6 protein-coding genes are annotated in these 10535 nt (G+C 52.4%); all 6 read left to right on the top strand.

Annotated elements, in window-relative coordinates; all coding sequences use genetic code 11:
* Positions 1–742 precede the first annotated feature (742 nt).
* On the top strand, positions 743–1795 hold the full coding sequence (locus KJ970_19655; protein MBU2693139.1) for a hypothetical protein: 1053 nt from the start codon (positions 743–745) through the stop codon (positions 1793–1795).
* Positions 1796–2019: 224 nt separating this feature from the next.
* Positions 2020–3165, top strand: coding sequence for a hypothetical protein (locus KJ970_19650; GenBank protein ID MBU2693138.1), 1146 nt, complete (start codon positions 2020–2022; stop codon positions 3163–3165).
* A gap of 298 nt (positions 3166–3463) precedes the next feature.
* Entirely contained in the window at positions 3464–4696 is a 1233-nt protein-coding gene (locus KJ970_19645) for a hypothetical protein (GenBank protein MBU2693137.1), read from the top strand.
* 250 nt (positions 4697–4946) lie between these two features.
* Positions 4947–7346: a type I restriction-modification system subunit M gene (locus KJ970_19640; protein ID MBU2693136.1), complete on the top strand. Its 2400-nt coding sequence runs from the start codon at positions 4947–4949 to the stop codon at positions 7344–7346.
* Positions 7337–8476, top strand: coding sequence for a restriction endonuclease subunit S (locus KJ970_19635; GenBank protein ID MBU2693135.1), 1140 nt, complete (start codon positions 7337–7339; stop codon positions 8474–8476). The genes KJ970_19640 and KJ970_19635 overlap by 10 nt, the downstream gene beginning before the upstream one ends.
* Positions 8473–10535: HsdR family type I site-specific deoxyribonuclease (locus KJ970_19630; GenBank protein ID MBU2693134.1), on the top strand; the 2063-nt coding region annotated here is incomplete at its 3' end. The genes KJ970_19635 and KJ970_19630, both read left to right, overlap by 4 nt.

Below are 10535 nucleotides of genomic sequence, written 5' to 3'. Positions count from 1 at the left end.
TGCCCCTAAGGTGTCTCGGAGCCCTAAATTCTGCCCCCAAACCGCCCCCTTGCTCCCCGGAACCGCCAAATCGGCCTCCGAGCTGCCCCTCGCGGCCCAGAATCGGCCTCGGCTGCCCCTAAAATGGCTCTGAATGAACGTCCTCCTTCGATGGAATAACGACGTGCTTATACAATTTGCGATAATGTGAAAGCTGTTGCAATGTAAAAGCCTAACGATTGTTCAAGTTGCATGGGTTTTGCCCGCCCGGCTCCCGATCCGCAAGGTATTCCGAAAGCCCCGTCATTCCATCATTTCCCGTGCGTTGCGGGCTCGTCGCGTCCCGGATTAAGGCAGGGTCCTGCAATGATCGAAGACCAGGGTTATGGGTAGTGCCGCGATTCTGTTACTGTTAAAGCAAGCACAATGGAGATGGTATTATGTGTAGTGTGGCCGAAATGTATAGCATCATTTGGGTTCTGGCTCGCCAGTGATTAACTGCGGCGGCCTTCGTGGCCCGATTCAGGACCGGTGTTTGAGGGCAATGGCGGCTCCTTATACGAGTTGTACCGATCAGGTTCTAAGTGATAGCATTGGATCGAGTTCGAATGCCTTACGTTGAGTGATCGTAGCGATTTTGATCAGGATGGTGGCACTCAGAAGAGAGCGGGTGAACGAGGGTCGCGCCAATAACCCTCCCGGGTTATTAGAACGTTAGGCCTATTAACCTAGAAATGAACGTCAACCAAAAGCAAGGTGATTTATGGTCGGGAATAATACCGTAATTGTTATAGGAGCCGGAGCAAGCAAGGAAGCAAATCTACCAACTGGCGTTGAACTTAAGCAGAGAATAATTAACATCCTTAATTTTGATTTTGATATTACGCGCCTTTTAAAGAGCGGAGACCCACGCGTTTATGAGGCCCTCCGATTGATGGTTAGACAGGGTACACCAGAGAGCTCTAGTATGTCTCAGCTGATCGAGGCCGCCTTGAGAATTAGGGATGCATTGCCTGTTGCCATGTCAATAGACAGCTTTATTGAAAATCACAAGGGAAACAAGGCGATTGAGACGTGCGGTAAACTCTCAATTGTCCGATCAATTCTAGAGGCCGAACGCAAAAGCCTTCTCTTTGTTGATGCAGGGGGCGCAAGTAGAACCCTGGACTTACATGGCTTCAAAAATACATGGTTTGAACCATTTTTACAGTTGCTCACAGAACGCTGCGTAGCGGAAAAACTAAAAGATCGGCTATCCAACATAAGGCTTATAATTTTTAACTACGATCGATGCGTTGAGCAATTTCTTTATCATGCTCTTCAGATATATTACGGAATTAGTCCCGGCGAGGCGGGAGAATTGATATGCGGAATGGAAATTTATCATCCATATGGCAAGGTGGGAGAACTGCCATGGTATGGCAAGAAAGACGCAATAGAATTTGGAGCTGAGCCGGATGCAAAGGATTTAGTTAAGCTTGCAAATAAAATAAAGACGTACACCGAAGGAACCAATCCCGAATCGAGCGATATCTTAAAGATTCGCGAAGGAATGAAGGATGCGGACTTTGTTATTTTTCTGGGATATGCATTCCACATCCAGAATTTGGACTTAATTTATCCCGCCGAAGGTAAGCACATTAATGCGGGAAATGTTTGCTATTTTGCAACCGCAAAAAGTATTTCATCTCATGATCGCGGTGTTGTAGTCAAGGAATTAGTAAAGCGAGGTGGTGCCAATCGGGAAAACATTATTTTAGTTGATAATACATGTTTTGAGTTGTTTCGGAAACATTGGCGTAGTCTCTCGATATAAAAAAAGGCCTAACGGCTTTATCTGGACTCCTCAGTCAACGAGAACAATATACATCCCAGGAAGGCGGTGGGGCTGACTGAAGTCTTGTCTTGCCTCTCGTTTGGTGAGAGAATGGATGCGCGGTTGAGAGAGGGCGAGGGCCGCACCAAAGGCCCTCGTGGGTTAACAGAAGTCAGGTTGATCGAGGTATAAAGATGCTATTCGCGGATTTTAAGAGAACAGATATGTCTTTGGCCACGCGATCAGTCTCCAAATGGCAATACTGTAATAACTCTGCCCGGGAACCATTCATCGCAATAAGGAGTTTACTGAATCAGTGGTTTGACCGCTATCCAGAGGAAGAAAAAAACGAGTTCCGGTCACGCTTTCAATCTGATGATGACTATGCACATCTTTCAGCATTCTTTGAATTGCTAATTCATGAAACTCTACTTAAAAATGGTTACGAGCTAGTGATTCATCCTGCGATTCCCGAAACCAAGAAAAGACCGGATTTCTTGGTTAGGAGCAAAGGCCAGGACCTATTCTGCCTGGAGGCCACCACAGTTGGCCCATCACATACAGAGAGGCGAGCCACTATACGCAGAGATCAGGTTTATGATGTCATAAACGAGTTGAGGTCGCCTGATTTTTGTCTTGCTCTTCGAGTCAGAGGCGCTCCGAACATTACGCCGCCCAGCAGGTCTATGGTCGGGGCGCTCGAAAGATGGCTCAACAAACAGGATTACGAGCAAACAAGGAACGAATATATAGATGAAGGAATTGTGGGTTTACCATGTCTTGAATACAAAAGAGACGGTTGGTTCATCGAGTTTTTCCCAATCCCCAAAGCCGAATCTCAACGAGACAATCTAAGCATAAGGCCAATAGCGCTCCTCCTGCCAGGATTAGAGGTAGTGAGAACCGGCGAGACAATTTATAGAAGTCTAAAGAATAAGGCAAAGCGCTATGGTGACCTAGAGATGCCTTTGGTTGTGGCGGTAAATGTATTAGATCGCGGCTATATACCAGATATGTTTGTCGAAGTGTTGTTTGGGAAGGCAGTATTAACAATATCAAGCGACGCTGAAGGCGAAACGATATCACAATGTTGGGGCCGCAACGAAAGGGGCCTTTGGATTGGCCCTGGTGGGCCAAGGGGGAAACGGCTAAGCGCCGTGATTGCAGCAGGAAGACTTGACTACACGAACTTAAGGGAGAAACAGCCAGTCTTAATCCCACATCCCTGGTCAAATCATCAACTCCAAGCTAACATTATTCCTTTTGATAAAAAGCTTTTGAATCAGGAATCGGGATACTTCGAAGAAATGGAAGGCCCGAGTTTGGGAGATTTTCTGGAGCTTCCTTCTCCTTGGCCACCAGAAGGATAGTTTTTAACAACCTAACTGCCTTATATGGACTCCTCTTACAACAAAAACATATATCTCTCTCCAAAGAAGGCGGTGGGACTGACAGCACCCTCATCTTCGCCCCCTAAGTTGGAGCCCATAGACTCCGGGCCATGATGAAATTCGCGCGCAGGGAGCAATTGAGCCTGATGATCGCTCTTGCGGTTCCCCTCGCATTTATGGGAGAATGGATGCGAACATGGGAGTGAGCGGGGGTCGCGCCAAGAACCCTCGTGGATTATGAGAACGTTAGGAGTGTTTTTAAGAATTTGTAATAGCTATGGCCCAGATAAAGAATAAATATAAGCTGTCGGCGCTACTTGACAAGTTGTCAAAATCGCGAAAAACGGGTAATAGCCCTTTCGGTGCAGAGATGTTGGCCGACATACTAAGCGTGCTTCAAACTGCAATCACATTCCCAAAGCATATCTGCGACACCGACAAGCGGGGTATAATTTGCGATGCTCTGTATTCCGATGATTTTGAAAATGGCATTGCAGAAAGTAGTCTGTTGACCGAGATTACACGGCGTGAAAAGCTATATCTTGCCCGACCCACAAATCCTTATACATTCATCGGCACAATATCAGTTCCAGGTTATGTGAACCAGCTAACGCGTGATTTCTGTGATGCAACTATTATCATTTCGAAATCTCTGCCAAAATACTTTGATCGAAAAACTATAGAAAAGCCCGCGCTAGAGACTATTGGTCAAAACAATCCAGAGAATTACAAGTGGGCAATGGTCCATGTCATGGCAAGAACCACAAATAGTGCAATGGACAAAGCACTAAGGTCATTGAACTGCATACGAGGTGTTTGGAACTATGCTAATAGTCACAGGATGACTAGACGAGGTTACTTAGGCCGGCGATGGCCAGTAAACCAGATATGTCTTGGGCCAATTTTTAGCCTGCATAAATTGGATGGGAAACACACTGGGCTGGGAGTATGGTATGAGCCTAGATTTGCATTGGCGAAGACAAGTTATGGAACAAAAAATGAATGGAAAGAAATTGTAGCAAGGGAAAAGCAACTCAGAAAGTTGATAAAGCAATCAAACTATCCAAATGAATTGTGTGATTATTTTGTAAGATATGCAGAGGCCCTTGATGGGATTGATTTTGAGTCCTCTTTTCTTAAGTTGTGGTCTCTACTAGAAGCGCTAACGGTTACCGGGGGCGCAAACTATGACCAAACTGTCAAGCGAGCGCTTTTCCCATGTGTGAGCAGGGATGAAGCCAAGCCTATTCTCGAGCATCTTCGGGAAAGAAGAAACCAATGGGTACATGGTGGAGAAGAAATAAATGATGCACAGGACATTCTCCATCAACTTAGGGGATTTGTGGAATTGGTATTGGAATATCATATTGGCATTGGAAGAAAGTTTGCTAGGCCGGGATTAACTGCGGAATTGTTAGACTTGCCGAGCGATCCGGAGATTCTCAAAAAAAGAATCGCCCTTCATAAATTAGCTCTACAAGGGCAAGAGTTTGCTCACAAAAACTCCTAACGCCCTTTGTCCGGCCTCCTCCATCAACAGGAGGGATGTGCTTCCTGGAAGGCGGTGGGGCTGGCTTCAGCCACGCTCCGAGCAGCGATTGGTCCCGCATTTCATTGCGCTGGCGCTCAGGAGGGAGATGAGATAGGATCATTGCGTGTTGGCCCGGGTCACGTCCAAAAGGCTACCACCATGAAGTCGGAGGTCGGACTTCGATCCCGGACACAGCCCGGCCTCGTCACGCACTTGGAGCATCCAACGAATGGCCCTAAAAAAATCTGAACTCTATTCCTCCCTCTGGTCTAGCTGCGATGAACTGCGTGGCGGAATGGATGCCAGCCAGTACAAAGATTACGTCCTCGTCCTGCTCTTCATCAAATACGTCAGTGACAAATACGCGGGCCAGCCCTACGCGCCGATCACGATCCCGCGTGGCGCAAGCTTCAAGGACATGGTTGCTCTCAAGGGCAAGAGCGATATCGGCGACCAGATCAACAAGAAGATCATCGCCCCGCTGGCCAACGCCAACAAACTCTCCGATTTCCCCGACTTCAATGACGCCGCCAAGCTCGGCAGTGGCAAAGAAATGGTGGACCGGCTCACCAACCTGATCGCCATCTTCGAGAACCCGGCGCTCGACTTCTCCAAGAACCGCGCTGACGACGACGACATCCTGGGCGACGCCTACGAATACCTGATGCGACACTTCGCCACCGAGAGCGGCAAGAGCAAGGGGCAGTTCTACACACCCGCCGAGGTCAGCCGCATCATGGCCCAGATCAGCGGCATCCGTACCGCGAAGACCAGCGCCGCCACCACCGTCTACGATCCCACCTGCGGTTCCGGCTCGCTGCTCCTGAAGGTCGGCACTGAGGCCGGCACTCCCGTCACGCTTTACGGGCAGGAGAAAGACGCCGCCACCAGCGGCCTCGCGCGGATGAACATGATCCTGCACAACAATCCAACCGCGTTGATCATGCAGGGCAACACGCTGGCCGATCCAAAATTCAAGGAGGGCGACACCCTCAAGACCTTCAACTATGTCGTCGCCAATCCGCCCTTTTCCGACAAGCGCTGGAGCACCGGCCTCGATCCGCTAAACGATCCCTTCGAGCGCTTCAAAGCCTTCGGCGTCCCTCCCGCCAAACAGGGAGATTACGCCTACCTGTTGCACATTGTCCGCTCGCTGAAGAGCACCGGCAAAGGTGCGTGCATCCTCCCGCACGGCGTACTGTTCCGCGGCAACGCCGAGGCCGACATTCGCCGCGCCCTCGTGCGCAAAGGCTACATCAAGGGGATCATCGGCCTGCCCGCCAATCTCTTCTACGGCACCGGCATCCCGGCCTGCATCGTGGTCATCGACAAGGAGGACGCCCAGGCCCGCAAGGGTGTCTTCATGATCGATGCCAGCGGCGGCTTCATGAAGGACGGCCCCAAAAACCGCCTGCGCAGCATGGACATTCACAAGATCGTGGACGTCTTTAACAAACGGCTCGACGTCCCGAAGTACGCGCGGATGGTCCCCTTCGCGGAGATTGAGAAGAACGAGTTCAACCTAAACCTTCCGCGCTATATCGACAGCCAGACGCCCGAGGATCTGCAGGACATCGCGGGCCATCTGCAGGGCGGTATCCCCGCGGCCGATGTCGATGCGCTCCAGCGTTACTGGGATGTCTGCCCAAAACTACGACATTCGCTGTTCAAGAAAAGCCGCCCCGGCTACTTCGCTCTCACCGTGGAGAAGTCGACCATCAAGTCCGCCATCTACGAGCACCCGGAGTTCGCCGCCTTCATCGTCGGCATGAACGCCCATTTCGCCGCGTGGCGCAAGAAGACCGCCGCAAAGCTGAAAGCCTTGCAGGCCGGATGCCATCCCAAGGAGGTTATCGCGGCGCTGGCCGAGGGCCTGCTCGCCCACTACGCCGGCAAGCCGCTGATCGATCCCTACGACATCTATCAGCACCTGATGGATTACTGGGCGGATACCATGCAGGACGACGGATATCTTATCGCCGCCGATGGATGGAAGGCCGAGACCACCCGCATCATCGAGAAGGACAAGAAGGGAAGGGAGAAAGACAAGGGATGGACCTGCGACCTCGTGCCCAAATCCCTCATCGTCGCCCGCTATTTTGTTAAAGATCAGAGGGATGTCGATCAGCTCGCCGCCGAGCTTGAGGGTGTCACAGCCCACCTCACCGAGATGGAGGAGGAGCATAGCGGCGAGGACGGGGCCTTCGCTGAACTTGACAAGGTGAATAAGGCCAATGTCGCGAGCAGATTGAAGGAGATTAAGGGCGATAAGGAAGCGAAGGACGAAGCGGCCGTACTGAACCAGTGGCTGAAGTATAACAATAAGGAGGCCGAACTTAAAAAGCAGCTCAAGGAAACTGAGGTGGCGCTTGATACCAAAGCCTATGCCTATTATCCTAAGCTTTCCGAGTCTGATATCAAAACGCTGGTGGTAGACGACAAGTGGCTCGCTACGCTGGATGCCGCCATCAACGGCGAGATGGATCGTATAAGCCGGCAACTTACCCAGCGGGTGAAGGAACTCGCCGAGCGCTACGAAACTCCGCTGCCACAGATGGTCAACCGTTTGGCCGAGCTGGAAGCCAAGGTGAACCGCCATCTAGAGAAGATGGGTTTCTCATGGAAGTGAAGGCCGGCTACAAGCAGACCGAGGTGGGGGTGATTCCGAAGGATTGGGAGATCAAACTCTTGCCTGATATCTGCCGTTTTCGTGGTGGGAAAGCTCACGAACAGCATATCTCGGACTTTGGACGATTCGTCTGCGTGAACTCCAAGTTCATTTCGACGAATGGATGCGTCCGCAAGTACTCGACTGTCAACTTTTGCTGCGCAAAGCGAAATGATGTATTGATGGTCATGAGTGACCTGCCAAATGGTAAGGCTCTTGCGAAGGCCTTCTTGGCCGATCAGGACAACTTGTATGCTGTCAACCAGCGGGTTTGTGCGTTGACACCTTACCGCGATTGCCCGAAGTATCTGTTCTATGTACTGAACCGGAATCCCTACTTTTTGGGATTCGATGACGGAGTAAATCAGACACACCTTCTAAATCCTGTCTTTCAGAAGTGTCTTCTCTCACTCCCACCCACAAAAGCCGAACAAGAAGCCATCGCCGAGGCATTGAGCGATGCGAATGCCCTCATCGAATCCCTGGATCAGCTCCTCGCCAAGAAGCGCCACATCAAACAGGGCGCCATGCAGGAATTGCTCACCGGCAAGAAGCGCCTGCCGGGCTTCAGCGGGGAGTGGGAGGTGAAGCGGTTGGGAGAAATTTTGACCGTCTGCCATGGCAAGAGTCAGAGCGACGTCGAAGCTACGGACGGCCAATACCCAATCCTAGCGAGTGGCGGCGAAATTGGTAGGGCGAATCGCTTCCTCTACGACAAGCCATCTGTCCTGATCGGTCGAAAGGGAACGATTGATCAACCCCAATACATGGACACCCCGTTCTGGACGGTTGACACGCTTTTTTACTCAGTTGTTCATGAACCCAATCACGCCAAATTCATGTTCTACCGGTTCTGTTTGATTGATTGGAAGCAGCACAACGAGGCGTCCGGCGTTCCGAGCCTCAATGCGCGGACAATCGAGAAAATTGAAATCTCCAGCCCCGCGCCAGACGAACAATCCGCCATCGCCGCTATTCTCTCCGATATGGACGTCTCGATCGGCGCGCTAGAAGCCAAGCTCTCCAAAACCCGCCAGCTCAAGCAGGGCATGATGCAGGAACTGCTCACCGGGAGGATCCGCCTCGTATGAACACCGTCGGCCAACCTGAGCGAGCCACGCAGAACCGGATCATCGCCCTGTTCCGCGATGAGCTGGGTTACCGCTACCTCGGCGACTGGACCGACCGCGACGGCAACAGCAATATCGAAGAAAGTTTGCTCACGGCATGGCTGACCAAGAACGGCTACAAACCAGCGCAGATCAGCGTCGCCCTCCACAAGCTCCGCACCGAGGCGGACAACCACAGCCGCACGCTTTACGGCAATAACCAATCCGTCTACAACTTTTTGCGCTACGGCGTCCCGGTAAAGATCGAGGCGGGCAAGGCGACGGAAACGGTCCATCTCATCAACTGGAAGAAACCGGAGAAGAACGATTTTGTTATAGCCGAGGAGGTGACGCTCAAGGGAAACCATGAGCGGCGTCCTGACATTGTGCTGTATGTGAACGGTATCGCCGTCAGCGTGCTGGAGCTGAAGAACAGCCGCGTGAGCATTGGAGACGGCATCCGTCAGAATCTTTCAAACCAGCAGCCAGAGTTTAACGCCTGGTTCTTCAGCACGGTGCAGTTCATCTTCGCGGGCAACGATTCCGAAGGTCTGAAGTACGGCACCATCGGCACGCCGGAAAAGTATTTCCTGAAGTGGAAGGAAGACGAGGCGGACGACAGCCGCTTCAAGCTGGACAAATACCTGCTCAGGATGTGCCGCAAGGACCGGCTGATCGAGCTGATGCACAACTTCGTCCTCTTCGACGGCGGCGTGAAGAAGCTGCCGCGCGCGCACCAGTATTTCGGCGTCAAGGCCGCGCAGGCGCATATGCGGAAGAAAAAGGGCGGCATTATCTGGCACACGCAGGGAAGCGGCAAGAGCATCGTGATGGTGATGCTCGCGAAGTGGATCCTGGAAAACAATCCCAATGCCCGCGTCGCCATTGTTACCGACCGCGACGAGTTGGACAAACAGATCGAACGGGTCTTCAAGGAGGTGGGGGAGGCGATCAAGAGGACCCGAAGCGGCCGCGGGCTGATGAAACTGCTCGGTCAGGCCACGCCGCGTCTGCTCTGCTCGCTGGTCCACAAATTCGGGCGCAAAGATGTGGACGACTTCGACGATTTCATCAAGGATCTGGAGGCGCAACCCAGTCCGACGGTGGGCGAGGTCTTCGTCTTCGTGGACGAGTGCCACCGCACGCAGAGTGGCAAGCTGCACCGGGTGATGAAGGCGATGATGCCGAATGCAGTTTTTATCGGCTTCACCGGCACGCCGTTGCTCATGAAGGATAAGGCGACCAGCCAGGAGGTCTTCGGCAGCTACATCCATACGTATAAGTTCAGCGAGGGGGTCGAGGACGGGGTCGTGCTGGATCTGGTCTATGAGGCGCGGGACATCGATCAGCGCCTCGGCTCCAAGGAGAAGATCGACGCCTGGTTCGATGCCAAGACGCGGGGCTTGAACGACTGGCAGAGAGATGAACTGAAGAAGAAGTGGGGCACGCTGCAACAGGTCCTCAGTTCCCGCTCGCGCATGGACCGGGTGGTGAGCGACATCGTCTTCGACTTCAGCGTGAAGCCGCGCCTGTCGAGTGAACGCGGCAACGCGCTACTGGTAGCATCGAGCATCTATGAAGCGAGCAAGTATTTCAGCCTGTTTCAGAGAACGCCCTTCCGGGGCAAGTGCGCGGTCGTGACCTCCTACAATCCGCTGGCGAAGGATGTCACGCTGGAGGAGACCGGCGCCAACACGGATACCGACAAGCAGTTCATCTACAATACCTATAATGAGATGCTTGAGGAAGTCGAAGCCAAGCCGGGCATGACCAAGACCGAAACCTACGAGGAGCGGGCCAAGACGCTGTTCACCATAGAGCCAGCGAACATGAAGCTGCTCGTCGTGGTGGATAAGCTGCTCACCGGCTTCGATGCGCCGCCCTGCACCTACCTCTACATTGACAAGTCGATGCAGGATCACGGCCTGTTCCAGGCCATCTGCCGCGTCAACCGGCTGGACGGGGACGACAAGGATTTCGGCTACATCGTGGACTACAAGGACCTTTTCAAGAAGGTCGAGAATGCCATCGCCGTCTACAC

Source organism: Candidatus Eisenbacteria bacterium, from assembly GCA_018831195.1.
Classification (GTDB): domain Bacteria; phylum Eisenbacteria; class RBG-16-71-46; order CAIMUX01; family JAHJDP01; genus JAHJDP01.
This window is presented reverse-complemented; position numbering and strand designations above follow the sequence as displayed.

Bases quoted from the DNA above. Each gene is read 5' to 3' on its own strand.
- KJ970_19655 (MBU2693139.1), top strand. From the start codon at position 743: ATGGTCGGGAATAATACCGTAATTGTTATAGGAGCCGGAGCAAGCAAG.
- KJ970_19650 (MBU2693138.1), top strand. From the start codon at position 2,020: ATGTCTTTGGCCACGCGATCAGTCTCCAAATGGCAATACTGTAATAAC.
- KJ970_19645 (MBU2693137.1), top strand. From the start codon at position 3,464: ATGGCCCAGATAAAGAATAAATATAAGCTGTCGGCGCTACTTGACAAG.
- KJ970_19640 (MBU2693136.1), top strand. From the start codon at position 4,947: ATGGCCCTAAAAAAATCTGAACTCTATTCCTCCCTCTGGTCTAGCTGC.
- KJ970_19635 (MBU2693135.1), top strand. From the start codon at position 7,337: ATGGAAGTGAAGGCCGGCTACAAGCAGACCGAGGTGGGGGTGATTCCG.